This is a genomic window from Micromonospora sp. DT228, assembly GCF_049841595.1.
Lineage (GTDB): Bacteria > Actinomycetota > Actinomycetes > Mycobacteriales > Micromonosporaceae > Micromonospora.
In genome coordinates, this window is record NZ_JBNCKO010000005.1 from 477,147 (window position 1) to 500,708 (window position 23,562).

A 23,562-nucleotide genomic window follows, 5' to 3' on the forward strand; every position below is an offset into this window, starting at 1 on the left:
AGTCACGAGAAGGGCACCATAACTCCATGATCGACGAGAGCAGGGTCTTGCCTCCCGGGGTTGCCGCGGACGTGGCGCTCTCCGAGGTGCGCCAGTTGCGCGCCGGGGACCGGCCGACCCACGGGGGGCGGCTGTTCGCGTACGTCTACGACCCGGCGGTGCCCGGCCTGGACGAGCTGGCTGCCGCCGCGCACCGGGAGAGCGCGCACGTCAACGGGCTGGACCCGACCGCCTTCCCCTCGCTGCTGGCCATGGAGAACGCGCTTGTCGGCGCCGCCGGCCGCGTGCTCGGCGCCGGCCCGGGCACGACCGCCCCGGACGTCGTCGGCAGCGTCACCAGCGGCGGCACCGAGTCGCTGATCCTCGCCGTCAAGACGGCCCGGGACGCGCACCCGGAGATCACCGCGCCCCGGATCGTGGTCCCGTCGACCGCGCACGCCGCGTTCGCCAAGGCGGCGCACTACCTGCGGGTGGCGCTGGACGTCGTGCCGGTGTCCCCGGACACGCTGCGCCCCGACCCGACCGCGATGGCCGCCGCGATCCGCCCGGAGACGGTGCTTGTCGCCTGCTCCGCGCCGTCGTACGCGCACGGTGTGGTGGACCCGGTCGCCGAGATCGCCGCCGTGGCGGCCGCCGCCGGGGTGCGCTGCCACGTGGACGCCTGCTTCGGTGGCTGGACCCTGCCCTACCTGCGCCGTCTCGGCGAGCCGGTGCCGGCGTTCGACTTCGCGGTCGAAGGGGTCACCTCCATCTCGGTGGACCTGCACAAGTACGCGTACGCGCCGAAGGGGGTGTCGGTGCTGCTGCACCGCGAGGCCCGGCTGCGTGCCCCGCAGTACTTCGCGTACGCGGACTGGCCCGGCTACACCATGATCAACCCGGTGATCGCGTCCACCCGTTCGGGCGGGCCGATCGCCGCCGCGTACGCGACTCTGCGGCACCTCGGCGACGACGGCTACCTGCGGCTGGCCGAGGTCACCCGGGACGCGGTCGCCGGCCTGGCCGACGCGGTCCGCGCCGTCGACGGGCTGCGGTTGCTGGCCGAGCCCGAGTCCACCGTTGTCTGTTTCACCGCCGCCGAGGGCGGCCCCGACCTGTTCGTGCTCGTCGACGAGCTGACCGCGCGCGGCTGGCACACCCAACCCCAACTGTCGTACGCGGGACTGCCGGCGAGCGTGCACCTCACGGTGACCGCCTCGGTCGCGCCCCGGGTCGGCGACTTCGGCCCGGACCTGGTCGACGCGGTGAGCGCCGCTCGGGCGGCCGGCCCGGTCCACCTGCCCGCGGAGTTGACGGCGCTGGCCGGTTCCCTCACCCCGGACGCGCTGACCCCGGAGCTGGTTGCGGGGCTGGCCGCCGGGTTGGGCCTGGGCGGTGAGCCGGACAGTTCCCCGCTGCCGGGGCGGATGGCGGTGGTGAACACGCTGCTGGACGCCGCTCCGCCGGCGCTGCGGGAGCGGCTGCTCGTCGAGTTCGTCGGGCTGCTGCAACGTCCCACCTGGTGACACCACGCGGTCCGGTCCGCGCGTCGGACGACGGCGGACCGGACCGACCGGCTCAGCGGTAGGTGATCTCGACTGTGTTGTCCGGGTCGTAGACCTCCTCCACGACGTCGAAGTCCGCGTCCATCGGCCGCGCGTCCACGTCGGCCTTGCCCGTACCGACAGTGGTGCCCGCCGCGACCCGGAAGCCCAGCGTCAGCAGAACCTCCTTGCCGGCGCCGAGCCCGTCGAGGTCGCAGGCCACCGGCTCCCGGGTCGTCTCCGGGTCGTTGCGGCAGGCCGCCCAGCCGGCGCCGTCCGGGCGTAGCGCCGCCGGCAGGTCGAGCCGCAGGGCCACGTGGGCGGCCAGGCCGTTCCTGTTGCGGACACGCACGGTCACCGTGCCGACCCGAGAGCCGTCCGGCGCGTCGGCCAGCACCAGGTTCGTGGCGGTGACGACAAGGTTGACGTCGTGCCGGTTCGGGCCGAAGCTGGTCGACCCGGAGACCTGGGCGAAGGCGTCGCCCTTCCAGCGGTAGCCCCGCCACTGCCGTTGTGACCACTCGGCGGGCCAACCGCCGCCGGGCGCGATGTCACCGACCTGTACGCGGACCGTGCCGTCACCCACCACGTCGAGCGCGATCAACCACTGCGGCTTGTCGATGGTGGTCGCGACCACCCGGCCCAGCGTGACCACCTTCCCACCCTCGTCCCGGTCGAAGGCGACCACCTGCATCGGCCCCCCGGTGCCGAACACGCACTGCACGAGCGCCACGGTCTCCACCGCGCCGTCCCCGTCGACGTCGCCGTGGTCGAGCGCCGCGAGCCAGTTGACGCCCTCCCGGTCGTCGCCGCTGAGCCGCGTCTGCGACGTCGGGCAGTCCGATCCGGCCGGCCACGCCGGCAGGGTCACCGATGCGCCGAGCAACTGTGCCCGGCTGATCCTGCCGTCGGGTACGGCGGAGGCGGGACCGCCAGGTGTCGCGGACGGGCTGGCAGTCGGGGTGGCCGAGCCGCTCGGCGTGGGCGACACCGAGATGCTGGGCGTCGGCTCGACCGGATCCGGCCGGTGGTCCGGCCCGTTCATCGCCGCGTACCCGAGGGCCGACCCGCCGACCAGCGCGAGCGCAGTGGTGGCGGTGGTCGCCAGCCGTCGCCGGCCGCGCCCTCGCACCGTCCGCCGGACGGCGGCCGGGCCGGGCACCTCGACCTCTTCCAGGAGGGTACGGCGGTAGCGGGTGAATTCTTCGGCCAGGCCGACGGCCTCCTGCTCAGACATCCCGCACCTCCTCGTTCGTGTCGCGTAGCTGGGTGGCGAGCGCGGCCCGGCCCCGGTGCAGCCAGGACTTGACAGTCCCCTCGGCGACCCGTTCCTGGGCGGCGATCTCCGCGACCGTCAGGTCGGCGAGGTAGTGCAGCACGACCGCCCGCCGCTGGTTCGGCGGCAACGTCGCCAACGCGACGTGCAGCGCCACCCGGTCGGGGCTGGGCTCCGGGACGTGCGTCTCCCGCTGCCGCAGCAGCCACGTCTGGGCGGTCCGCAGCCGCCGCCAGCGGTTGTGGCCGAGGTTCCAGGCGACCCTGCGGACCCAGGCCACGGGGTCCTCGTATCCGGCGATCCGGTCCCACCGGGCGTACGCCCGGCAGAACGCCTCCTGGACCAGGTCCTGCGCCTGCCCGCGGTCACCGGTGTACGCGGTCAACTGCACCACGAGTCCCCGGAAATGGGCGTGGTAGAAGTCGTCGAAGACCAGTTCGGCGGCCTCCGGCGCGGAGTTGCCCGGCGGGTCGGGTGGACGTCCGCCCACCCGTACTCCTCTTGTCACAAGCACTCGTCCTCCCCGTGGTGGCCGCAGGCGGCGTGGTCGCCAGCACCCGTCACACACCCGGGCGCGTCGGCAGGTTGCGGGTGAGCCGTTCGACGTTCCTGTCAGGTCCGGGACAGCGCGCCGTATGGCACAGATCGGTCAACCAAACATCGGTCATCAATATTAATATGTATAACTATATGTAGGTTTCATAGCATTCGCCGGTTCCGTACGGTCAAGTCATCAAGCACGAACGAGACGGGGAGAGAAAATGACGATGCGGCAGATCCTGATCAGCGGAGTGACAGCGGTGGCCGGGCTGGCCCTCGGCCTGGGTGGCACGGCGGCGGCCGTCACGGCGATTGGCCCCGGCCCCGGTGCGCCGGGCGAGATCGGTCCCGGCCCGGGCGTGTCCCTCGCCATCGGTCCCGGCCCGGGTGCTCCCGGCGAGATCGGTCCTGGTCCGGGCGTGATCCTTGCCATCGGTCCCGGCCCGGGTGCGCCCGGTGAGATCGGTCCTGGTCCGGGCGTGGTCCTTGCCATCGGTCCCGGCCCGGGTGCGCCTGGGAAGATCGGTCCCGGTCCGGGCGTCGCGGAGTTGACCGCGCCCGGCGCCACGGTGACAGCCTGAGCACTGCGTAACGGGCCCGGCCAGCACTGCTGGCCGGGCCCGACCGGCACGTCAACCCTTGTCTGACGTGAGCTTTCACGATGATCCTTCCGCGACCCTCTTCGTCGGGTGCCGCGCGTGGCCCGGGAGAAGCCACGGACGAGGCTCGGAGCTGCTGTGGTTGACTGTCCGGTGGGGGACGGAAGGGGGCAGTCGTGCAGCTACCGGCAGTGGTGGGTGAGCCGATCCGGTTCGTGCTGAACTGGGGCCGCCGCTACTCGCTCTGGGTGTTCAACTTCGGGTTGGCCTGCTGCGCGATCGAGTTCATCGCCACCAGCATGGGTCGGCACGACTTCATCCGGCTCGGTGTGATCCCGTTCGCCCACGGTCCCCGCCAGGCCGACCTGATGGTGGTGTCCGGCACGGTGACCGACAAGATGGCTCCGGCGATCAAGCGGCTCTACGACCAGATGCCCGAACCGAAGTACGTCATCTCGTTCGGCGCCTGCTCCAACTGCGGCGGTCCCTACTGGGACTCGTACTCGGTGACCAAGGGTGTCGACCAGCTCATCCCGGTCGACGTCTACGTGCCCGGCTGCCCACCCCGGCCGGAGGCGCTGCTGCACGGCATCCTGCGCCTCCAGGAGAAGATCGCCGCCGAGCAGTCCGGCATCGGCGGTGTGCCGCAACGGGATCTGCTGGCCGCCCCGCTGGACGCCCCGCCCCGCGAAGCCGCCGCCCCGCGCTCCGTCGACTCGCTCACCGCCGCGCCGGTACGCCCACCCGCGACGAACTGACGGCGGCCGAGCCGCCGCCCGGACTTCTCCGAGCGGCGGCCCGAGTGGCCGGTCAGCCGTTGGCCGCGACCGCCAGGGTGGTCCGGACGACGTTGTCGCTCGGGTCGGCGTCGGGACTGGTCGGGTACCAGTTGGTCGCCACCTCGATGTCGATCAGTTCGCTGGCGTCGGCCGGGTCGGTGGGCGGGCTGACGACAAGCGCGAAGCTGTACTCCTCGCCGGGCATCAACCGCAGCTCGGGCACCGGCACCAGCGCGCCGCCGCCGCTCACCGGACCGCTCGTCGGGTCGGTGTGCCAGAACACGGAGCCGGCGGGCAGGGAGCTGGCCCGCACGGAGAAGCTGTCGTGCGGCGCGTCGCCGTCGTAACGGATAGTCACCGGCACCCGCAGGTTGCCCTCGCCGTCCGGGAGCACCGTCACCGGGCCGTCCAACCTGATCGAGGCGTCCGGCCGCGCGTCCTGGACGTACGGCCGGGGACGGGTCAGCGACCCGTTCGTGGACCGGAACAGCGCGCTGAGCGGGGTGCGCGCCACCAGACCGTCGATGCTGGAGTAGACCTCGACCCAGCCCCCGTTCATGATCATCGGGTAGGTCCGGGGGTTTGTCAGCACGTGGAAGTCGAGCACGTTGCGGGTGCTCTCGCCCGGAGCCAGGTCGGCCCAGTTGTCCGTCAGGGAGCAGTTGGCCACCCTGCGGTTGTCCTCCACCCGCATGTCGAACATGTCGCACGCGGTGCCGTCGAACTGGAAGGCGCCCGGCACCGGCTCACGCAGCTTGTAGTAGAAGTAGTCGCTCTCGCTGCCGGTGTTGGTGACGGTCAGCGGGACGCTGCCCCGGTAGCCCCGCTCGGTCGGGCTCAGGATCAGCTTGCCCACCGACAGCGTGCGGCCGTCGCGGTCCGCCGGTGCGGCCACCGCCGGGCCGGCGGTGGCGACAGTCGCGGTCAGGCCGAGCAGTACGGCGGTGAGCAGGGTCCCCGTTTTTCTGAACATGGATGTCTGGTCCTCCCGTGATGGTGGCTGGTGCGGATCGCATCGACTGCCTTGCTAGACGTCAGCCAAGCCATGGAATGGTTGCCGTCGCACAACAATCAATTCGTGTCGTCAAGCATCGGCGATGGGCTTCCCCGTCGCCACTCGAGCCGACGCGTCGGCCGTGGGAAACAGGGCGGTTGTCCGACGTGCGGGTGGCCGGGCCGGACTAGCCTGCGCATCATGAGCAGCTCAGTGGACCAGCGGTCCGCCCACATCGTCGACGTGCTCACCGACGAGTTCGGCGAGTCCATGGCGATCGACCCGGCCGCCTTCCGCCGCAAGTTCCGGAAGATGGCCGCCTCTCCGTTCGCCTTCTACCGGGGCAGCGCCGCGCTGTTCTACGCCGACCAGCGCGGTGACTTCGCCGACGACCGGTTCCTCGACGAGCGGACCAGCCGGGTGTGGATCCACGGCGACCTGCACGCGGAGAACTTCGGCACCTACATGAACGCCTCCGGGCAACTCGTGTTCAACGTCAACGACTTCGACGAGGCGTACGTCGGGCCGTTCACCTGGGACCTGCGTCGGCTCGCGGCCAGCGTGGCGCTGCTCGGCTACGGCAAGGCGCTCTCCGACGCGGCGATCGGCGACCTGGTGGCCGGCTTCGCCCGGTCGTACCTGGCCGAGCTGCGGGCGATCGCCGCCGGCGGCGACGACGCGATCGGCTCGATCACCCTGGAGAACGCCGACGGGGTGCTGCGCCGGGTGCTCCAGCAGGCCCGGCTCAACACCCGCGTGGACCTGCTCGCCACGCAGACCACCATCGACAACTACGAGCGGCGGTTCTCCATCGGGGACGGGGTCTTCGAGGTCGACGACGCCACCCGGGACCGGGTGCGCGCCGCCTTCCAGGACTACCTGGGCACCCTGCCGACCGCCTCGACGCAGCTCCGGCCGGTCGCGGCACGGATCAAGGACGTGGTGCTGCGCAAGGGGGTGGGCATCGGTTCGGCCGGGCTGCCGTCGTACAACCTGCTGCTGGAGGGGCACACCCAGGCCCTGGAGAACGACGTCGTCATCTACATGAAGCAGGCACAGGTGCCGGCCGTGGCGAGGTACGTCACCGACGAGTCGGTCCGCGACTACTTCCAGCACCAGGGCCACCGGACCGCCGAGTCGCAGCGGGCGTTGCAGGCGCACGCCGACCCGTGGCTGGGCTTCACCGAGCTGGACGGGGCCGGTCAGCTCGTCGCCGAGGTCTCCCCGTACGCAGCCGACCTGGACTGGTCGGACGTGAACGAGCCGGAGGAGTTGACCGGGGTGCTCGTCGACCTGGGCCGGGCGGTGGCCCGGATGCACTCGGTCGCCGACGACGAGTCCAGTCACGACCTGGTGGACTACTCCACAGAGGAGGCGATCGTGGCCGCGGTGGACACCGACGAACAGGGCTTCGTCGCCCACCTGGTCGATTTCGCGCACGCGTACGGGGTGCGCGCCCGGCAGGACCACCAGCTCTTCGTCGACCTGTTCCGCAACGGCCGGCTACCGGGCATCTGAGTGGGAGGGACGGCGCTCAGGAGGCGAACTCCAACACCACCTTGATGTCGTCCGGCCCGGGGGTGTACGCGTCGGCGTACCTGTTCACCGGCACCCGACGGGTGATCAGCGACTCCAACCAGACCTGGTCGGCGCGGGCCAACGCCTGCGCGGCCATGTTCCAGTGCCTCCGGTTGGCGTTCACCGAGCCGAAGACCACGTTGTTCTCCAGCACCAACGCCCGGTTGAGCGCACCGGCGTCGAAGTCGATGCTCCGACCACCGCTGGACACCCCGGCCAGGCAGACGATCCCGGTGGGGGCCGCCTTGCACATGACGTCGAGGACCACGGTGGGAGCGCCGGTGCACTCGATCACCACGTCCGGCTCGAAGGGCAGGTCGTTGACCGGCACCGTGTGGTAGGTGGCGCCGAGCCCGGCGACCAGCTCCGGCTTCGGCCCGTCGGTGCTCCGGTCCAGCACGTGGACGGTGAGCCCACGCTGGGTGCCGAGCAGGGCGGCCAGCAGCCCGATCGGCCCGGCACCGGTCACCAGGACCGTCTGCGGCTGCCACTCGGCCCGGTGTCCGATCCGCTCGATGTGGTCCCAGGCCTTCGCCACCACACTCGTCGGCTCCAGCAGCACGCCCACCTGGGCCAGCGCCGGGTCGAGCGCGACCGCGAACCGCGGTTCGACCCGCCAGCGGTCCCGGGCGAACCCGGCCAGCGCCTTGATGCCGTGCTCGGTGTACTGACCGTTCCGGCACATGTCCCACTCGCCGACCGCGCAGTTCGAGCAGGGCACCGGGTCGGGATACCGGACGATCCCGGCCACCAGATCACCGGGTTGCAGGGTGCCGCTGGAGTCCTCGATCACCCGGCCCAGTGACTCGTGCCCGATGACCAGGCGGTCGGCGCCCGGCGGCGCCTCGCCGTACTCCCCGGCGATGATCTCGTGGTCGGTGCCGCAGATCCCCACCGCCAGCGCCTCGACCAGGACAGAGCCCTCCTCGGCAGCCGGCTCCGGCTGATCCTCGACGAGGCTCAGCGAGTTGGGGACCCCGGGTTTCACAGTCACAGCGCGCACGTCCTCATCTTTCCCCGCCGAGGGCCGCGCCGCTCCCGAAGCCGGCAGATCACCGAGCCTCGGCGGCGGCCAGGCGCGCACCCGACCGGCACTAGGATCAGCCACATGACTCCCGAAGACCTCGGCGCTCGGCTGGTCGCGCTGCTCGCGCCGGCTGCGGCGACCCCGTCGGTCTCCGGCGGGCAACGGTTCGCCCGCGCCACCGTGGACGTCCCGCCGGACAGCTGGCTGACCGCTGTGCGGGCCGCCCGCGACGACGAGGCGTTGGCCTGCGACTTCTTCGACTGGCTCTCCGCCGTCGACGAGTTGACCGACGGCTTCGACGTGGTGGCGCACCTCTGGTCGACGCGGCTGCGGCACGGTGTGCTGCTGCGTACCCGGCTGCCGCGCGACGCGGCCACGGTCGCCTCGGTGGTCGACGTCTACCCGGGTGCCGCCTGGCACGAGCGGGAGACGCACGAGATGTTCGGCATCGGCTTCGCCGGCCACGGCGACCTGCTGCCGCTGCTGCTGCCGCCGGAGTTCGAGGGGCACCCGCTCCGGAAGGAGTTCGTGCTCGCCTCCCGGGTCGCGAAGCCCTGGCCGGGCGCGAAGGAACCGGGCGAGTCCGAGGCCGGCGGTGGACGCCGGCCGATCCGCCCGCCGGGCGTACCCGCTCCGGGCGAGTGGGGGACCACACCGACCCCGGCCGGCGCCGGTGGGGTGGGGGAGGGCCCGCGTGGCGGCACCCCGGCCCGCCCGGCCGGTGAGCGTCCGGCGCGGCCCGCTCCGGGGACCCGTCCGACGCGTACCCCCAGGTCCGCCGCGGGTGACACCGACCCGGCGGCCCGCGACGGCCGCACCGACGACGACGGGGGTACGACCTGATGCCGCTCTGGGTGGAGCTGGTGCTGCGGGTGGGTGGCGTGCTCGTCGCGTTCCTCACCCTGCCGTTGCTCGTCGGCCAGGCCGAGCACAAGGTGATGGCGCACATGCAGGGCCGGCTCGGCCCGATGTACGCGGGTGGCTTCCACGGCTGGGCCCAGTTGGTCGCGGACGGGGTCAAGTTCGTGCAGAAGGAGGACGTGACCCCGCGCGAGGCCGATCGGGCGGTGTTCCGGCTGGCCCCGGCGGTGGCGCTGGTGCCCTACCTGCTGGTGCTGCTGGTCATCCCGCTCGGCCCGAACGACCTGGTCGGGCAACCGTTGGACATCGGCCTGTTCTTCGTGCTGGCCGTGGTCGGTGTCGGTGTGGTGGCGGTGCTCATGTCGGCGTGGGCGTCGGCAAACAAGTACAGCCTGCTCGGTGGGCTGCGCGGGGCCGCCCAGTTGCTCGGTTACGAGCTGCCGCTGGTGCTGGCCGCCGCCTCGGTGGCGATGGCGGCCGGCACGCTCAGCCTCTCCGGCATCGTCGAGGCGTGGCAGCCGTGGTGGTTGCTCTGGCAGGCGCCCGCGATGATCGTCTTCTTCGTCGCCGGGCTGGCCGAGATCCGCCGGCCGCCGTTCGACATGCCGGTGGCGGACTCGGAGCTGGTTTTCGGCTACATGACCGAATACACGGGTCTGCGCTTCGCGTTCTTCCTGCTCGCCGAGTACGTCGGCATCGTGGTCATCGCCGCGCTGACCACCGTGCTGTTTCTCGGTGGCTGGCAGGGCCCGTTCGCCGACGATCAGCTGGGTTGGCTCTGGACGCTACTCAAGATCTTCGCGGTGTCCTTCGTGATCATCTGGCTGCGGGTGTCGTACCCCCGGCTCCGTGAGGACCAGCTTCAACGCCTGTGCTGGCTGGTGCTGGTGCCGGCCTCCCTAGCCCAACTGGTCCTAACGGCAGCAGTCCGCGTAGCCCTGTAACCCACCCCACCCCACCCCACCCCCGCCCTCACCGCAACCTCACTGCCGCGTCGATCTTGCACTTTCTGCTCCGACGAAAGTTGCTAAATGGGGCATCTCGACGACAGAAAGTGCAAGATCGACGCGAATGAGGGGGCCGGGAGGTTCCGGTCAGCGCAGCGGGGTGTGGGCCGGGTCTACCGGCTCGGTCGGGGGTGGGGGCGGGGTGCCGTCGCCGAAGGGGCGACCACCCAGGGCCTCCCGACCGTGCGGGGTGACCCAGTTGGACAGGTCGGGGCCGAGCGGCACGATCCCCGTCGGGTTGATGTCGCGGTGCACCTCGTAGTAGTGCCGCTTGATGTGATCGAAGTCGATGGTGTCGCCGAAGCCGGGGGTCTGGAACAGGTCCCGGGCGTACGCCCACAGCACCGGCAGCTCGCTGAGCTTCTGCCGGTTGCACTTGAAGTGGCCGTGATAGACCGGGTCGAAGCGGACCAGCGTGGTGAACAGCCGCACGTCGGCCTCGGTGATGGTGTCGCCGACCAGGAAGCGCTGGTCGGTCAGCCGCTCGGTCAGCCAGTCCAGCCGGTCGAAGAGCCGGTGGTACGCCTTGTCGTACGCCTCCTGGTTGCCGGCGAACCCGCACCGGTAGACGCCGTTGTTGACGTCCCGGAAGACCACGTCGTTGACCTCGTCGATCTGCGCCCGCAGGTGCTCGGGATAGAGCTGCGGGGCGCCCGAGCGGTGGTACGCCCGCCACTGGGTGGAGAGGTCGAGGCTCATCTGCGCGTAGTCGTTCGTCACCACCTGCCCGGTCGGCACGTCGACGATCGCCGGGACGGTGATGCCGCGCTCGTAGCCGGGAAAGCGCTTGAAGTACGCCTCCTGGATGCGCTCGATGCCGAGCACCGGGTCCCGGCCACCCGGATCGAGGTCGAAGGTCCAGCTCCGGGCGTCGTGGGTCGGGCCGGCCACCGCCATCGAGATGGAGTCCTCGAGGCCGAGCAGCCGACGCACGATGATCAGACGGTTGGCCCACGGGCAGGCCCGGCTGACCGCCAGTCGGTACCGGCCCGGCTCCACCGGGTATCCGTCGCGCCCGTCCTCGGTGATCCGGGTGGCGATGTACCGCTGGTCGCGGGTGAACTCGCCACCCGGCTCGACGTACTTTCCGCCTGTTTCCTCGCCCACGTCATCCTCCGGTCCGTTGCCCTCCGTCCCATCCTCGCGGATCTTCGGCCCGGCCGTGGGGTGCGGCGCAACCTGGCCCGTCTCGGGGCCGGACGGCCCGGTTACCCTGCCGGCATGACGGATGTGCAGGCGGCGGCCCGGCGGTTCATCACCGACGTGTGGAACGCGCGCCGGGAGGAGTCCGCGTACGAGTTGGTCGCCGAGGAGTGCCCGGGGCTGGGCGGCACCGGGCCGGAGGCGACACTGGCCTGGCACCGGGAGCGGCGGGCGGCGTTCCCGGACCTGCGCTACAAGATCGTGGACGTGGTGGCGGCCGGCGAGCGGGTGGCCGTGCACTGGCGGGCCGCCGGCACGCACGCCGGGCAGTTCGGGCCGGTACCGGCGACCGGGCAGGTGGTCAGCTACTCCGGGGCGACGTTCCTGCGCTTCGACCCGACGGGCCGGATCGTCGAGGTGTGGGGCTGCACCGAGTTGTTCCAGTTGCTGCAACAGCTCGGCGTCGAGATGCTCCCGCCGGCCGTCAGCGGGCGCGGGGCGTAATCCGGCTGATCGGCAGATTGATCGGAAAGGGCTCGCCGGTGTCGACGAACTTCGTCCACCGCCCGGTCTCCGTGTAGACCTCGTTCACCGCGTCGATCCGGTAGGTCACGACCTCCAACTCGCCTTCGGTCTCGATTCGCCAGTAGTACGGGATGCCGGCCTGGGCGTACAGCGCCGGCTTCAACACCCGGTCGATCGAGCGGGTGCTCGGCGAGACGATCTCGATGGCGACGACCACCTCGTGCGGCTCGTACTTCGACGGCTCGCGAGCCGCCGCGGCAGCCGTGGTGATCAGCACGTCGGGGGTGAAGGACCGGGTGCGGTTGATCCGCACCTCGACCCCCTGGGTCACGTCGTAGCCGTCGGGGCAGTCTTCGTCGAGCGCGGCCATCAGCCGGCCGGCGATGGTCTGGTGGGTACGGGTGGGGGAGGGGGACATCAGCAGCACTCCATCGAGCAGTTCCCGGCGGCGACCATCCTCGGGCAGCGCGTCCAGGTCATCAGTCGTCCACTCGCTCTCGGGCGGGTAGTCGCTCTGCAGCGCGGCGGTCATGGCAGGTCCTTCCAGGTGCGTTCGTTCTCCCCGCGACCACGGTACCGCCTTAGACCTGTGGGTGGTGGTCGCGCGCGCCGGGGCCACAGGGCAGGATGGTCGGCATGACCCACCCCAGCGAGCACGGCGACCCTTCCGGCGCCACCGGCGCGCGCGGCCTGCCCGGCGCGGGCCTGGTAAAGGGGCTGGCGGTCACCCTCAAGACGATGACCAGCCGCTCGACCACCCAGCAGTACCCGGACGTGGCCCCCGACCTGCCGCCGCGCTCGCGCGGCGTGATCGCGCTGTCGGAGGAGAACTGCACGGTCTGCATGCTCTGTGCCCGGGAGTGTCCGGACTGGTGCATCTACATCGACTCGCACAAGGAGGAAGTGGTGGTGCCCGGCGCCGCCCGTCCCCGCCAGCGCAACGTGCTCGACAAGTTCGACATCGACTTCTCGCTCTGCATGTACTGCGGCATCTGCATCGAGGTCTGCCCGTTCGACGCGCTCTACTGGTCACCCGAATTCGAGTACGCCGAGTACGACATCAAGGACCTGCTGCACGACAAGGACCACCTCGGTCAGTGGATGGCCACCGTTCCCGCGCCGCCCGCGCACGACCCGAACGGGGAGCCGGCCAAGGAGGAGACCGCCGCGGCCCGCAAGGCAGCCGCCGCGCGTCCGGCCCCATCGGTACGCCCCGACGCCGACCAGGACCCCGCGACGTGACCGCCCGAGCCGGAGAGGCGGCCCGGTGACCGGCGCGGACGTGCTGCTGCTCGCTCTCGGCGCGGTGGCGGTTGGTGCCGGCGTGCTTGTGGTGACCACGAAGCACCTGGTCCGGGCGGGGCTCTACCTGGTGGTGTGCCTGGGCGCGCTGGCCGGTGACTTCCTGGTGCTCAGCGCCGAGCTGGTGGCCTGGGTGCAGGTGCTGATCTACGTGGGCGCGGTGGTGGTCCTGCTGCTGTTCGCGGTGATGCTGACCCGGGCGCCGATCGGCGCTTCCGACGACCTGGACCGGCCCGGCTGGCCGGCCGCCCTGATCGGTGGCGGCACCGGGCTGGGGCTGACCGTCCTGCTCGTCGACGCGTACCGCTGGAGCACCGTCGCGCTGCCCGCCGCGGGCACCGCCGAGCGGCTGGGTGAGCAGATCTTCCAGTCCTGGGTGCTGCCGTTCGAGGTGCTCTCGGTGCTGCTGCTGTCCGCCCTGGTGGGTGCGATCGTGCTGTCCCGACCGGACATCGGCCGAGCTGGCCCCGACGCGGCTCCCACCGCCGATCGGCCCGGGGTCGACGTCCGGACCGGGGGGCGCCGGTGAGGCCGGTCATCCCGTACGTCACCGCCGCGCTGCTGTTCGGCCTCGGCGTCTACGGCGTGTTGCGCCGGCGCAACGCGGTGCTGGTGCTGATGTCTGTCGAGTTGATGCTCAACGCGGTGAACCTGATCCTGGTCACCGCCGACACCACCGCCCGCGCCGTGCTGCCGCACTCCGGGCAGGTCTTCGCGCTGTTCGTGATCGTCCTCGCCGCCGCCGAAATCGGGGTGGGGCTGGCCATCGTCCTGCAGCTCTACCGGCTGCGGGCCACCGTCGCGGTGGATGACGTGCCGTTGTCCGAGCCGGCGCAGACCGTCGGCGGGCGAGAGCCGGCCGCCCTGGACACGGAGGCTCGCCGGTGACCGGGCTGCTCGGGGCGCTGCTGCCCGCCGTACCGCTTGTCGCCGGCCTGGCCGGCCTGCTGTTGCCGCCGGCTCCACGCCACGCCGACACGACGGGTGGCCGGGCGCGACGGGTGGCCGTGGCGTTCGGCGTCACCGGCGCGGCCGGCGCGTTGGCTCTGGCCGTCGCGCTGCTGCTCACCGTCGACAGGCCGACGGAGACGTCGACCACCTGGATCGACGTCGGCGGGCTGGCGGTGACGCTCGGCGTACGACTGGATGGGGCCGCCGCGCTTGTCGCGGTGGCGGTCACCGCGGTCGCGCTGGCCGTGCAGGTCTACTCGATCGGTTACCTGCGGCGCGGTCCGTACGACGACGTCGACGTCGACCACCGCTACCCGCCGTACGCCGCGCAGATCAGCCTCTTCACCGGCGCCATGCTGCTGGTGGTGGTCGCCGGTGACCTGATCATGCTGTTGGTCGGCTGGGAGGTGATGGGCCTCTGCTCGTACCTCCTCATCGCCCACGACCGCCGACTGCCCGGCGCCCCCGCCGCCGCCATGAAGGCATTCCTGGTGACCCGGGTCGGTGACGTCGGGTTCCTGCTCGGCATCGCGTTGCTGGGCGTGTCGACGGGCAGTTTCCGGATCGCCGATGTGCTCGCCCACGACCACTCCACGGCGACGTTGACCGCCGCCGGCCTGCTGCTGCTCGCCGGGGTGGCCGGCAAGAGCGCGCAGTTCCCGCTGCACACCTGGCTGCCGGACGCGATGGCCGGCCCGACGCCGATCTCCGCGCTGATCCACGCGGCGACGATGGTCGCCGCCGGGGTGTACGCCGTTACCCGCCTCTATCCGATCTTCACGGCCGCGCCGGTGACGCTGACGGTGCTGGGGGTGCTCGGCGCGATCACCCTGCTGCTGGGCGCGCTCGCCGCCACCGCGCAGGACGACATCAAGCGGGTGCTGGCCTGGTCGACGGTGTCCCAGTTGGGCTACATGACCGGCGCACTGGCGGTCGGCTCACCGGCGGCGGCGCTTTTCCACCTGCTCACCCACGCCGCGTTCAAGGCGTTGCTGTTCCTCGCCGCCGGCGCGGTGATCCACACCGTGGGCACCACCCTGATGTCGGAGATGGGCGGGCTGCGGCGTGGTATGCCCGTGACGTTTTGGTGCACGGTGGTGGGCCTGGGCGCGCTGGCCGGGGTGCCGCCGTTGGCCGGGTTCTGGAGCAAGGACGGCGTCCTCACGGTGGCCGAGGCCGCCGCGCTGGAGGGCACCGGCCCGGCACCGTCCTGGGTGGGCTGGATCGTCTGGATCGCCGGTCTGCTCGGCGTGGCGATCACCGCCTGGTACGCGGGCCGGCTGTTGCTCCGCGCCTTCTTCGGCGCCCCACGACTGCCGCTGGTCCGGCCGCACGACCCGCCCGCGGTGCTGCGTTGGCCGGTGCTGCTGCTGACCGTGCCGGCCGCGCTGCTCGGCCTGGTCGGCTTCGTTGGCGCGTTCGCCGACCGCCTGCGGTTTCCGACGGTGCCGGTGGCGGGCTCCGAGGACGGCCTGGTCCATGTCGGGTCGGGAGTGCTGCTGCCGCTCGCGTTGCTGCTGGTCGGCGGGGGGCTCGTCACGCTGGGCTGGCGTCGGAACCCGGCCGCCGACCCGGCGGCCGCGCTGGGTCCGCTGCGGCCGGTCTTCGCCCGCGCGTTCCGGCTCGACGACGTCCAGCACACTCTCGTCGTACGCCCCGTCCGCGCGCTGGCCCGCGTCACTCGCCTCGGTGACGAGGTGGTGGTGGACGGCGCCGTCGAAGGCAGCGGGCGGGCCGCGACCGGTCTGGGTGCGGGGCTGGCCGCGCTGCACCGGGCGGCGCTGCCCCGGGCCGCCGCCGCCGTGCTGGCCGGTGCGCTGCTGATCGGGCTCGCCGCCGCCGCGATCGGAGTGGTCCGGTGAGCGTGAGGAGTGCGCCGGGGTTGCGCGCCCCGCAGTCGCGAACGAAGGCGGTCCGGTGAGGGTTGGGGAGGTGTTGCTGGTTACCGTGCTGGCGGTGCCGGCGCTGGGTGCGGTCGCGGTGGTGGCGACACCCCGGGACCGGGCGGCCCGGCTGGTCGGGACGGTCGCGGCGGCGCTGACCCTGGTGGCCGCGGTGGCGCTGGTGTTCGGCCGCCTGGAGTGGGTGGGCTGGCCAGGCGAGTTTCCGAGGTTGTACCCCTGGCACTACCTGTATCGGCCCTGGGTGCCCGGCCTGGAGTTGCGTCTCCACCTCGGCGTCGACGGGATCTCCTGGCCGCTTGTGGTGTTGACGGCGCTGCTCACGTTGCTCTGCTGCGCGTACACGGTGTGGCGGGTGCCGGACGGCGGCAGTGGCCGGGCCTTGGTCGCGTTGCTGTTGGTGGTCGAGGTGGGCATCCTGGGCACCTTCCTCGCCCTGGACCTGGTGCTGTTCTTCCTCTTCTTCGAGGTCGTCCTGCTGCCGATGTACGCGATCATCGCCGGCTGGGGCGGCGCGGACCGGCGTCGGGCGGCCCGCAAGTTCGCGCTCTACACCCTGTTCGGTTCGGTGTTCCTGCTGGTCGGCGTGTACGTGGTGGTCACGGCCACCGGCACCGCGGACTTGATGGCGTTGACCGGCGGCGCGGGGATGTCCCGGGGCACCCAGTTGGCCGCGTTCAGCCTGTTCGCGGTGGCGTTCGCGGTGAAGAGCCCGCTGTGGCCGCTGCACTCCTGGCTACCCGACGCGCACACCCAGGCCCCCACCGTGGGCAGTGTCGTGTTGGCCGGGGTGCTGCTGAAGATGGGCACCTACGGGCTGATCCGGGTGGCGGTGGGGGTGGCACCGGAGGGTGCCCGCTGGGCGGCGCCGGTGCTCGGGGTGCTGGCCGTCGCCGCGATCCTTGTCGGTTCGCTCGTCTGTCTGGCCCAGACCGAACTGAAGCGGCTGATCGCGTACTCCAGCGTGGGGCACATGGGTTTCGTGCTGCTCGGCGTCGCCACGCTGACCACTGTGGGCATCCAGGCGGCGTTGATCGGCAACATCGCGCACGGGGTGCTCACCGCGCTGCTGTTCTTCCTGGCCGGTGCGGTGAAGGACCGTACCGGCACGGGCACCCTGGCCGAGTTGTCCGGGCTGCGGGAGACCGCGCCCCGGTTGGCCGGCCTGCTCGCGTTCGCGGCGATCGGCTCGCTCGGCCTGCCCGGGTTGGCCGGCTTCTGGGGTGAGGCGTTCGCGGTGATCGCCGCCGTGCAGGTGGGCGGCCCACTCTGGACCACCCTCGGGGTGCTGGCGGCGGTCGGTGCGGCGCTCACCGCCGCGTACTTCCTGCGCCTGTTGCGCCAGGTCACCCACAATCGGCCGAGTGCCGCCGTCGGTCGGGTCGGCCCCGGCCTGGCCGGTGCGGAATTGACCGCGTGGGTGCCGCTGGTGCTGCTCGCGTTGGCCATCGGGTTGGTGCCGACGCTGGTGCTCGGCGTGGCCGAGGCTCCCGTGAACGACCTGATCGGGGTGGTCTTCCCATGAGCGGCGTGCAGGGCGTGGACAACGTCGCGCTGCTACCTGCCTACCTGGCCGCCGGCACCGCCGTACTCGTGCTCCTCACCGACCTGCTCCTGGCGCGACCGCGGGCCACGATCGTGGTGGCGGCGCTCGGCGCGCTCGGCACCGCGGTCGGCGCCGCAGTGGTCGGGGCGGCCGGAGAGCGACGGACGTTCTGTGTCGGCGCCGACTGCTCCTGGATCTTCGGCGGCCGGGCCGCTCTGGTCGGCGCGGTGGTGGCGTTGCTGACCCTGGGCGTGCTCGGGCTGTCCGTGCCGGCGCTGCGGGGCGGACGGTCGCCGGTGGGGGAGTACTGCTTCCTGCTGGCCTGCTCGATGACCGGTGGTGTGGTGCTCGGCGCGGCCGGCGACCTGATCACGCTGATCGTCGCCCTGGAGACGTTGACCCTGCCGCTGTACGTGCTTGTCGGTCTGCGTCGGGGCAGCCTCGCCAGCGCCGAGGCGGCACTTACCTTCTTCGTGGTCAGCGTGGTCGCGACCACCGTCACGCTGCTCGGCGCGGCGCTGCTGTACGCGGTGACCGGCGGGCTGCACCTGGACCGGCTCGGCGCGCTGCTCGCCGAGCGGCCGGAGGTGCGGGACCTGCCGCTGACCAGCGCAGCGGTGGCGTTGCTGCTTGTCGGGTTGGCGTTCAAGGTGGCGGCGGTGCCGTTCCACGCCTGGGCGCCGGCCACCTACGACGGGGCGCCGCTGCCGGTGGCCGCGTACCTGTCGACAGCGTCGAAGCTGGGTGGCCTCGTCGCGCTGCTCGTCGTGGTGCAGCGGGCGCTGCCGGCGGAGCAGACCGGCCCGGTGCTCGCCGTGCTCGCGGTGCTCACCATGACCGTCGGCAACCTGGTCGCGCTGCGCCAGCGGCGTACCGTCCGGTTGCTCGCCTGGTCGTCCGTCGCGCAGGCCGGCTACATCCTCGCCCCGCTGGGGGCGCTGGCGCTGGCCGCCGGCCGCACGGACGAGGCACGCTCCGCCTCGTACGCCGCCGCGGTGGCGTACGCCGTCTTCTTCGTGGTGTTGGAGCTGGCCGCGTTCGCCGGGGTGACCGCGTTGCGCCCGGCCGGTGCGGACGGCGGCACGCTCGACGACCTGCGCGGGGCGGCCCGCCGGCACCCGTGGCGGGGCGCGGCGCTCGGTCTCGCGCTCGTGGGCCTGGCCGGCCTGCCGCCCGGTCTGGCCGGCCTGTTCGCGAAGGTGACAGTGGTGCGGGCGCTGGTGGACGGTGGGGCGGCCTGGCTGGCGCTCGTGGTGGCGCTGAACGCGGTGATCGGGCTGGCGTACTACCTGCGGGTGACCGCCGCGCTCTGGGCGCCGGTGACGACGGAGCCCGGCCCGGCCGCGGCACTGACCTCGACGGAGCCCGGCCCGGTCGCGGCGCCAGCCGGGGGCGGTGCGGTCGCCGTACCCCTGGTGGGTGTGGTGGCCGTGGTGCTGGCGGTGACGACGGTGGCCGCCGTGGTGCTGGGTGTCGCCCCGCAGTTGGTGCTCGACCTCGCGGGCCGCTGACCTGCGGATTCCAGTCTCAGTGAACTCTCAGCGTTGAGACGGATGGTTGGCGGGTACCGGGTTGTTGCACCGGTCAGCGGATCCCGGCGATCCGTGCACCGAAGGAGAGATCGTGCACCACAACCGTCTGAAGACCGCCGCACTCCTCGGCCTGCTCTCCGCGCTGATCCTCGCGGTGGGCTACGGGTTCGGTGGCAGTGGCGGCCTGGTCATCGCCGTCCTCATCTCACTTGTCATGAACGGCGTCACCTACTTCTACTCCGACAAGCTCGCACTGCGCTCGATGGGCGCGCAACCGGTCACCGAGGCACAGTTCCCCGAGCTGTACCGGATGGTGCGGGAGTTGGCGACCGACGCCCGGCAGCCGATGCCGCGCCTGTACGTCAGCCCGACCGCGCAGCCCAACGCGTTCGCCACGGGTCGTAACCCGCAGCACGCGGCGGTCTGCGTGACCCAGGGCATCACCGAGATCCTCGACTACCGCGAGCTGCGCGGTGTGATCGGGCACGAGCTGTCGCACGTCTACAACCGGGACATCCTGATCTCCAGCGTGGCGGCAGGTCTGGCCAGCATCATCACCCTGCTCGCCAACCTCGCCTTCTTCATCCCGCTCGGTGGTGGGGACGACGAGGACCGACCGAACCCGGCCGTGCTGTTGCTCACCCTGATCCTCGGCCCGATCGCGGCGACCGTGATCCAGTTGGCGATCAGCCGGAGCCGCGAGTTCCAGGCGGACGCCTCGGGCGCGGAGTTGAGCCGTGACCCGCTGGCCCTGGCGAGCGCGCTGCGCAAGATCGACGCGGTGGCCCGCCGTCGGCCGTTGCCGGCTCAGGGCCAGCTCACCAGCACCGCCCACCTCATGATCGCCAACCCGTTCCGGGGTGGCGGCATGGCCGCGCTCTTCTCCACCCACCCGAAGATGGAGGACCGCGTCGCCCGGCTGGAGCAGATGGCCGCCAACGCGGGGCCGGTGCAGTTCCAACGCTGACCCGCTGATTCACCGCCTCCGCCCGTACCCGCGCACCCCGGGTACGGGCGGAGCGCCGTATTTCGGTTGTCGGCCGGGACTTCGGTGGCGTTAGGGTCGTAACGGCTCACGCTCATTACATCCCCGGGAGGTTCACGGTGGCCGCGCTGCGTCAGTATCTGGGTGTCTGGCGGATTCCCGGCGCCCCGATGCTGCTGGTCCTCGGCATCGTCGGGCGGCTCGGCATCGGCATGACCCCGCTGGCGCTGCTGCTGGTGGTCGAGCAGGTGACCGGGCGGTACGCGCTGGCCGCCATCGCGGGCGGGATCTACGCCGTCGCCGGTGCCGCCCTCAGCCCGGTGGCCGGGCGGATCGCCGACCGGGTCGGCCCCAGCCCCGTCCTGTTGATCACCGCCGTGACCCACCCGTTGGCGCTCATCGGGTTGCTGCTGGCCAGCCGCTCGGGCGACGACGCCCTCCTCACCATCTACCTCGCCAGCGCCGTGGCCGGCGCCACCTACCCGCCGCTCACCGCCGCCATCCGTGGCGCCTGGAACGACCTGACCAACCCCGGATCCGGCCGGTACCCCCTGCGCAACACGGCGCTCGCCGCCGAGACCTCGCTGTTCGAAATGGTCTTCGTGCTCGGCCCACTGCTCGTCGCCGCCTTCGTGCTCATCGCCGACGCGGCGGCCGCGCTGATCGGTGCCGCCGTCGTCACCCTGGTCGGCACCACCGCCGTGGCCCTCGGCCGGGTGATGCGCGGTTGGCAGCCGCACCCCCGCGAACACCACGCCCGAGGGCTCGGCCCGCTGCGGGTCGCCGGCTTTCCCGCCCTGCTGATCTGCGTAGCCGGACTGGGCATCGCCTTCGGCGCCGCCGGGGTGATCGTCCCCGCGTTCGCCAGCGGCCACACCACGGGCGACCCGGAGAGCCTGGCCGGCCTCCTCCTGGCCGTCTGGGGGATCGGCAGCGCCATCGGCGGGTTCTGGTTCGGCGTCCGCAAGCCGGCGGTCAACATGACCCGACAGTTCGCCCTGCTGCTCGCCGCGTTGGCCGCCACCTTCGCCGTGTTCGCGGTGATGCCCACCCCGCTGGCGCTGGGCGTCGCCCTGGTCGTCGGTGGAGCCACCATCGCGCCCGCGCTGACCCTGGAGAACACCCTGGTCGGCCGCATCGCCCCGGCCGGCATGCTGAACGAGGCGTACACCTGGGTGGTCACCGTCGCGGTAGCGGCGAGCGCCGCGGGCGGCTCGGTGGCCGGCCTGATCGTGGATCACGCCGGCGGTGTCCGGTGGGCGTTCCTGTTCGCCGGGGCGGCCGTCGCCGTCGGCGCCGGGGTCGCGGCCCTGCCCACCGGGCCCATCGCCCGCGCCGAAACCACAGCGGTACGCGCCGAAGCCCCCGTCCCGGTCTGACGCTCTCGTGCCTGCCTCGGCTCGGGCGTGCCCCGCTCGGCTTGATCCACTCCGCTTGATCCACTCGGCTTCCTTGATGTCGGGCTATCTCGGGCGCGAAGATGCCCCGACATCAAGGAACTGCGGACTCAGCCGGTATCTCGCTCGACGATGGCTGGCATCATCGCCCGGATGCGAACAAGCGAGCTGCTGCGCCGACAGGACGAGCTACAGCGTGAGGCGTTGGAGGTGCGTGCAGACCTCGGTCTGGACGCCCACCTCTCCGCCCACGGCGAGGTTGTCTGCGTCGGCAGCGCCGCGCTCGGCCTGATGGTGTGGCGCGACCTCGACCTCACCGTGGTCTCGACCCGGCTCGACGCCGAGGCTGTGGCAACGACAGGTGCGCGGATCGCAACACATCAGCGCGTACGTGAGGTGACCTTCCGCAACGACACCGGTCGCTGGAACATCGACCCTACCTATCCCGACGGCCTGTACCTGAAAGTGCAGTGCGCCAGCCAACTCGGCGAGATGTGGTCGGTCGACATCTGGTTCGTCGACGAGCCAGACCGCCAGCCCGACCTGGAGCACCTGCGGACGCTGCCGCAACGACTGACCGCCGCGAGCCGCGCGGCGATCCTGACGATCAAAGACGCGTGGGCAGGTCGAGCGGAGTACGGCCAACAGGTGCGGGGCTGGGACATCTATACGGCGGTGCTCGACCACGGAGCGCGCACCGTCGACGATTTCGACACGTGGGTACGTGAGGCCGGGCCAGATCGTCGCGGTTAGTCGGAGGTTGTGGGGCCGTCGCCAGGCCGCCGGAGGCCGCACAAGGTCAGCCGCCGATGACCATCGGCGACGACGTTTACGCAGGTCGCAGGCGGCGGCCGGGGTGGCCGCCGTCTGCCTGCCGTCGCAGGTCGCAGGTCGAACGGCGTAAGCGAGCTAGCGACCTGCGCCCGAGCGGTTGCCTTACCTGTAGTTGTCGAACTGCAGGGCGACGCCGAAGTCCTCGCCCTTGAGCAGCGAGATGACCGCCTGGAGGTCGTCCCTCTTCTTGCCCGTGACCCGCAACTGGTCACCCTGGATCTGCGCCTGCACGCCCTTGGGGCCCTCGTCGCGGATCTTCTTGCTGATGACCTTGGCCTTGTCGGGCTCGATGCCCTGGACCACCTTGCAGTCAATCTTGAAAATCTTGCCGGACGAGCGCGGCTCGCCCGCGTCAAGCGCCTTCAGCGAGATGTTCCGCTTGACGAGCTTCTCCTTGAACACGTCCAGTGCGGCGAGCACGCGCTCCTCGGTCTCTGCCTGAAGGCCGATCGCCTCCTCACCAGACCAGGAGATCTCCGCGCCGGTGCCGCGGAAGTCGAACCGAGTCGCGAGCTCCTTAACCGCCTGCCGGAGGGCGTTGTCGACCTCTTGACGGTCAACCTTGCTCACGATGTCGAACGACGGGTTCGCTGCCATGTTTCTGCTCCTGCTGTCCGGCGGTCTGGGCCTGCCGTCGGCCACCGACCAGCGGCACGACCCCCTGACCGTACCCGGTTGCGTCGGTACCGGGGGGAGCCGCTATCCTTGCTTCCGCCGCCGCGTTACGACGCGGTGGGGTGCCCTGGCGGGTTGCCCGAGCGGCCAATGGGAGCGGACTGTAAATCCGTCGCGAAAGCTTCAGAGGTTCGAATCCTCTACCCGCCACCAGGTGCAGACTCGGCCCCTGACCAGCAGAGATGCTGATCGGGGGCCGTTGTCGTTTGTCTGGCCGGGTCCGGCTGAGTCCAGCCGCTGACGACTGGTTGTGGGCAGATGGTGGGCAGGTCGATCTTGCCTCTCAGGGCTCTCCTGGGGCTGCGAACGCTCATGCTCTAGTGAGTTGCTGGCCTGATATGGCCGTGCTTGGAGCGACCGGCTGAGGGCTGTTTGTCGGGCTCTGCTGGCTGCGGGAGTTGGGCCGGGGGCAAGCCAGTCCCGGGGTTGGACTGGCGCGGCAGTCGGAAGCCCTGGCCCTCGATCTGAGCGCCCCCCCGGCTTCCGTACCGCCTAACCGCGGTCGTGCTGCGTCTAGTACGACAGCCGCCATTCGTGATCATGGTTGGAATTCGAGGTTGAGGCGGCGGGCGTAGTGGGCTCGTCTG

General features: G+C 71.6%; 23 protein-coding genes and 1 tRNA gene. 17 read left to right on the forward strand and 7 right to left on the reverse strand.

Going from position 1 to position 23,562, the window contains the following annotated elements; genetic code table 11:
- Positions 1–26 precede the first annotated feature (26 nt).
- Entirely contained in the window at positions 27–1,505 is a 1,479-nt protein-coding gene (locus tag ACLQ29_RS14035; protein WP_425772008.1) for a pyridoxal phosphate-dependent decarboxylase family protein, read from the forward strand.
- A 52-nt stretch (positions 1,506–1,557) separates the two neighbouring features.
- On the opposite strand, the gene ACLQ29_RS14040 is transcribed toward ACLQ29_RS14035, so the two are convergent.
- Both ACLQ29_RS14040 and ACLQ29_RS14045 read right to left on the reverse strand, forming a co-directional pair.
- The gene (locus ACLQ29_RS14040; protein ID WP_425772009.1) at positions 1,558–2,760 is read right to left on the reverse strand and encodes a hypothetical protein; all 1,203 of its coding nucleotides are present in this window, start codon (positions 2,758–2,760) and stop codon (positions 1,558–1,560) included.
- Positions 2,753–3,289 carry a SigE family RNA polymerase sigma factor gene (locus tag ACLQ29_RS14045; protein ID WP_425772010.1) on the reverse strand — a complete coding sequence of 179 codons (537 nt, stop codon included), beginning with the start codon at positions 3,287–3,289 and terminating at the stop codon, positions 2,753–2,755. The genes ACLQ29_RS14040 and ACLQ29_RS14045 overlap by 8 nt, the downstream gene beginning before the upstream one ends.
- Before the next feature lie 271 nt (positions 3,290–3,560).
- On the opposite strand from ACLQ29_RS14045, the gene ACLQ29_RS14050 reads away from it, so the two are divergent.
- Positions 3,561–3,920, forward strand: coding sequence for a hypothetical protein (locus ACLQ29_RS14050; protein ID WP_425772011.1), 360 nt, complete (start codon positions 3,561–3,563; stop codon positions 3,918–3,920).
- A 194-nt stretch (positions 3,921–4,114) separates the two neighbouring features.
- Positions 4,115–4,696, forward strand: a complete 582-nt coding sequence (locus ACLQ29_RS14055; RefSeq protein WP_393370152.1) for an NADH-quinone oxidoreductase subunit B — start codon at positions 4,115–4,117, stop codon at positions 4,694–4,696.
- Positions 4,697–4,748: 52 nt separating this feature from the next.
- Here the strand turns inward: ACLQ29_RS14055 and ACLQ29_RS14060 are convergent, their stop codons facing one another.
- The gene (locus ACLQ29_RS14060; RefSeq protein WP_425772012.1) at positions 4,749–5,690 is read right to left on the reverse strand and encodes a hypothetical protein; all 942 of its coding nucleotides are present in this window, start codon (positions 5,688–5,690) and stop codon (positions 4,749–4,751) included.
- A gap of 222 nt (positions 5,691–5,912) precedes the next feature.
- On the opposite strand from ACLQ29_RS14060, the gene ACLQ29_RS14065 reads away from it, so the two are divergent.
- The gene (locus ACLQ29_RS14065; RefSeq protein ID WP_425772013.1) at positions 5,913–7,229 is read left to right on the forward strand and encodes a DUF2252 domain-containing protein; all 1,317 of its coding nucleotides are present in this window, start codon (positions 5,913–5,915) and stop codon (positions 7,227–7,229) included.
- Positions 7,230–7,245: 16 nt separating this feature from the next.
- Here ACLQ29_RS14065 and ACLQ29_RS14070 read toward each other — a convergent pair whose 3' ends face one another.
- Positions 7,246–8,292 carry a glucose 1-dehydrogenase gene (locus tag ACLQ29_RS14070; RefSeq protein WP_425772014.1) on the reverse strand — a complete coding sequence of 349 codons (1,047 nt, stop codon included), beginning with the start codon at positions 8,290–8,292 and terminating at the stop codon, positions 7,246–7,248.
- Positions 8,293–8,397: 105 nt separating this feature from the next.
- Here ACLQ29_RS14070 and ACLQ29_RS14075 point away from each other — a divergent pair, with 105 nt between their 5' ends.
- Both ACLQ29_RS14075 and ACLQ29_RS14080 read left to right on the forward strand, forming a co-directional pair.
- Positions 8,398–9,159 carry an NADH-quinone oxidoreductase subunit C gene (locus ACLQ29_RS14075; protein WP_425772015.1) on the forward strand — a complete coding sequence of 254 codons (762 nt, stop codon included), beginning with the start codon at positions 8,398–8,400 and terminating at the stop codon, positions 9,157–9,159.
- Positions 9,159–10,121 carry a complex I subunit 1/NuoH family protein gene (locus ACLQ29_RS14080; protein WP_357807644.1) on the forward strand — a complete coding sequence of 321 codons (963 nt, stop codon included), beginning with the start codon at positions 9,159–9,161 and terminating at the stop codon, positions 10,119–10,121. The genes ACLQ29_RS14075 and ACLQ29_RS14080 overlap by 1 nt, the downstream gene beginning before the upstream one ends.
- 150 nt (positions 10,122–10,271) lie before the next feature.
- On the opposite strand, the gene ACLQ29_RS14085 is transcribed toward ACLQ29_RS14080, so the two are convergent.
- Complete coding sequence (locus tag ACLQ29_RS14085; RefSeq protein WP_425772045.1) at positions 10,272–11,333, reverse strand: glutathione S-transferase family protein; 1,062 nt, start codon at positions 11,331–11,333, stop codon at positions 10,272–10,274.
- Between the two features lie 72 nt (positions 11,334–11,405).
- On the opposite strand from ACLQ29_RS14085, the gene ACLQ29_RS14090 reads away from it, so the two are divergent.
- On the forward strand, positions 11,406–11,831 hold the full coding sequence (locus tag ACLQ29_RS14090) for an ester cyclase (RefSeq protein WP_425772016.1): 426 nt from the start codon (positions 11,406–11,408) through the stop codon (positions 11,829–11,831).
- Here ACLQ29_RS14090 and ACLQ29_RS14095 read toward each other — a convergent pair.
- Entirely contained in the window at positions 11,812–12,384 is a 573-nt protein-coding gene (locus ACLQ29_RS14095; RefSeq protein ID WP_425772017.1) for a Uma2 family endonuclease, read from the reverse strand. The genes ACLQ29_RS14090 and ACLQ29_RS14095 overlap by 20 nt on opposite strands.
- Before the next feature lie 95 nt (positions 12,385–12,479).
- On the opposite strand from ACLQ29_RS14095, the gene ACLQ29_RS14100 reads away from it, so the two are divergent.
- The 9 genes from ACLQ29_RS14100 (at position 12,480) to ACLQ29_RS14140 (ending at position 22,219) form a co-directional block, all read left to right on the forward strand.
- On the forward strand, positions 12,480–13,094 hold the full coding sequence (locus tag ACLQ29_RS14100; RefSeq protein WP_425772018.1) for a NuoI/complex I 23 kDa subunit family protein: 615 nt from the start codon (positions 12,480–12,482) through the stop codon (positions 13,092–13,094).
- A gap of 25 nt (positions 13,095–13,119) precedes the next feature.
- Entirely contained in the window at positions 13,120–13,683 is a 564-nt protein-coding gene (locus ACLQ29_RS14105; RefSeq protein ID WP_425772019.1) for an NADH-quinone oxidoreductase subunit J family protein, read from the forward strand.
- Positions 13,680–14,042 carry an NADH-quinone oxidoreductase subunit NuoK gene (nuoK, locus tag ACLQ29_RS14110; RefSeq protein ID WP_425772020.1) on the forward strand — a complete coding sequence of 121 codons (363 nt, stop codon included), beginning with the start codon at positions 13,680–13,682 and terminating at the stop codon, positions 14,040–14,042. The genes ACLQ29_RS14105 and nuoK overlap by 4 nt, the downstream gene beginning before the upstream one ends.
- Positions 14,039–15,967, forward strand: coding sequence for an NADH-quinone oxidoreductase subunit L (locus ACLQ29_RS14115; protein WP_425772021.1), 1,929 nt, complete (start codon positions 14,039–14,041; stop codon positions 15,965–15,967). The genes nuoK and ACLQ29_RS14115 overlap by 4 nt, the downstream gene beginning before the upstream one ends.
- Positions 15,968–16,022: 55 nt before the next feature.
- Positions 16,023–17,531 (forward strand): complex I subunit 4 family protein, encoded by a 1,509-nt coding sequence (locus tag ACLQ29_RS14120; protein WP_425772022.1) that lies wholly within the window; start codon positions 16,023–16,025, stop codon positions 17,529–17,531.
- Positions 17,528–19,063, forward strand: a complete 1,536-nt coding sequence (locus ACLQ29_RS14125) for an NADH-quinone oxidoreductase subunit N (RefSeq protein WP_425772023.1) — start codon at positions 17,528–17,530, stop codon at positions 19,061–19,063. Before ACLQ29_RS14120 ends, ACLQ29_RS14125 begins: the two co-directional genes overlap by 4 nt.
- A gap of 112 nt (positions 19,064–19,175) precedes the next feature.
- The gene (gene htpX / locus ACLQ29_RS14130) at positions 19,176–20,051 is read left to right on the forward strand and encodes a zinc metalloprotease HtpX (RefSeq protein WP_357253621.1); all 876 of its coding nucleotides are present in this window, start codon (positions 19,176–19,178) and stop codon (positions 20,049–20,051) included.
- A 137-nt stretch (positions 20,052–20,188) separates the two neighbouring features.
- On the forward strand, positions 20,189–21,448 hold the full coding sequence (locus ACLQ29_RS14135) for an MFS transporter (RefSeq protein WP_425772024.1): 1,260 nt from the start codon (positions 20,189–20,191) through the stop codon (positions 21,446–21,448).
- A 171-nt stretch (positions 21,449–21,619) separates the two neighbouring features.
- A complete protein-coding gene (locus tag ACLQ29_RS14140; RefSeq protein ID WP_425772025.1) occupies positions 21,620–22,219 on the forward strand; it encodes a hypothetical protein in 600 nt (199 codons plus the stop codon).
- Positions 22,220–22,402: 183 nt separating this feature from the next.
- Here the strand turns inward: ACLQ29_RS14140 and ACLQ29_RS14145 are convergent, their stop codons facing one another.
- Positions 22,403–22,897, reverse strand: coding sequence for a YajQ family cyclic di-GMP-binding protein (locus tag ACLQ29_RS14145; protein ID WP_425772026.1), 495 nt, complete (start codon positions 22,895–22,897; stop codon positions 22,403–22,405).
- Positions 22,898–23,044: 147 nt separating this feature from the next.
- Between ACLQ29_RS14145 and ACLQ29_RS14150 the strand changes: the two genes are divergently transcribed.
- Positions 23,045–23,128: transfer RNA gene (locus tag ACLQ29_RS14150), tRNA-Tyr, on the forward strand.
- Positions 23,129–23,562: the final 434 nt, after the last annotated feature.

Bases quoted from the DNA above. Each gene is read 5' to 3' on its own strand.
- ACLQ29_RS14035 (WP_425772008.1), top strand. From the start codon at position 27: ATGATCGACGAGAGCAGGGTCTTGCCTCCCGGGGTTGCCGCGGACGTG.
- ACLQ29_RS14040 (WP_425772009.1), bottom strand. From the start codon at position 2,760: ATGTCTGAGCAGGAGGCCGTCGGCCTGGCCGAAGAATTCACCCGCTAC.
- ACLQ29_RS14050 (WP_425772011.1), top strand. From the start codon at position 3,561: ATGACGATGCGGCAGATCCTGATCAGCGGAGTGACAGCGGTGGCCGGG.
- ACLQ29_RS14060 (WP_425772012.1), bottom strand. From the start codon at position 5,690: ATGTTCAGAAAAACGGGGACCCTGCTCACCGCCGTACTGCTCGGCCTG.
- ACLQ29_RS14065 (WP_425772013.1), top strand. From the start codon at position 5,913: ATGAGCAGCTCAGTGGACCAGCGGTCCGCCCACATCGTCGACGTGCTC.
- ACLQ29_RS14075 (WP_425772015.1), top strand. From the start codon at position 8,398: ATGACTCCCGAAGACCTCGGCGCTCGGCTGGTCGCGCTGCTCGCGCCG.
- ACLQ29_RS14080 (WP_357807644.1), top strand. From the start codon at position 9,159: ATGCCGCTCTGGGTGGAGCTGGTGCTGCGGGTGGGTGGCGTGCTCGTC.
- ACLQ29_RS14090 (WP_425772016.1), top strand. From the start codon at position 11,406: ATGACGGATGTGCAGGCGGCGGCCCGGCGGTTCATCACCGACGTGTGG.
- ACLQ29_RS14095 (WP_425772017.1), bottom strand. From the start codon at position 12,384: ATGACCGCCGCGCTGCAGAGCGACTACCCGCCCGAGAGCGAGTGGACG.
- ACLQ29_RS14100 (WP_425772018.1), top strand. From the start codon at position 12,480: ATGGTCGGCATGACCCACCCCAGCGAGCACGGCGACCCTTCCGGCGCC.
- ACLQ29_RS14125 (WP_425772023.1), top strand. From the start codon at position 17,528: ATGAGCGGCGTGCAGGGCGTGGACAACGTCGCGCTGCTACCTGCCTAC.
- ACLQ29_RS14140 (WP_425772025.1), top strand. From the start codon at position 21,620: ATGCGAACAAGCGAGCTGCTGCGCCGACAGGACGAGCTACAGCGTGAG.
- ACLQ29_RS14145 (WP_425772026.1), bottom strand. From the start codon at position 22,897: ATGGCAGCGAACCCGTCGTTCGACATCGTGAGCAAGGTTGACCGTCAA.